General features: G+C 68.5%; 1 protein-coding gene and 1 pseudogene. Both read left to right on the top strand.

Annotated features, from left to right (window positions below; all coding sequences use genetic code 11):
* Positions 1-21: 21 nt before the first annotated feature.
* Positions 22-333: pseudogene (locus tag HL671_RS39280) on the top strand (hypothetical protein); the annotation flags it as partial.
* A gap of 200 nt (positions 334-533) precedes the next feature.
* Positions 534-722, top strand: a 189-nt coding sequence (locus HL671_RS38760; RefSeq protein WP_283813076.1) for an AMP-binding protein, incomplete at its 3' end; no start/stop codon positions are given.

The raw sequence follows: 722 nt of genomic DNA on the forward strand, positions 1-722 counted from the left end.
TTTGTCCGGCTGCTGGAAGGCATGGTGGCGGACGAGCATGCGGAGGTTGATCGTCTGCCGCTGCAGGGCGAGGCGGAGCGTCATCGCGTCCTGGTGGAGTGGAACGCGACGGCGGCGGATTATCCGCAGGATGTGTGCGTGCACGAGTTGTTCGAGGCGCAGGCCGAGCGGACGCCGGATGCGGTGGCGGTGGTGCATGAGGAGCGCCGGCTGAGCTATGCGGAGCTGAACACCNAGCAGGCCGAGCGGACGCCCGATGCGGTGGCGGTGGTGCATGAGGATCGCCGGCTGAGCTATGCGGAGCTGAACATCCAGGCGAACCGGCTGGCGCATCATCTGCGCAAGCTTGGCGTCAAGCCGGACGATCGTGTTGCGATCTGCATCGCGCGCAGCCCGGAGATGATCGTGGGTCTGCTGGCGATCCTGAAGTCGGGCGGGGCCTATGTGCCGCTTGACCCGGCCTATCCGCCGGAGCGGCTGGCGTTCATGGTTCAGNTGACCGTGTGGCGATCTGCATCGCGCGCAGCCCGGAGATGATCGTAGGACTGCTGGCGATCCTGAAGGCGGGCGGGGCCTATGTGCCGCTGGACCCGGCCTATCCGCCGGAGCGGCTGGCGTTCATGCTTCAGGACAGCGCGCCGGTGGCGCTGCTGGTGGGCGGCGGCGCGCTGGATGTGCTGCCGGTCGTGGAGGCCGAGCTTGCGGCCAGCGGCGTGCCGGTG

This window comes from Bradyrhizobium denitrificans, assembly GCF_013179005.1.
GTDB classification, from domain to species: Bacteria; Pseudomonadota; Alphaproteobacteria; order Rhizobiales; family Xanthobacteraceae; genus Bradyrhizobium; species Bradyrhizobium denitrificans.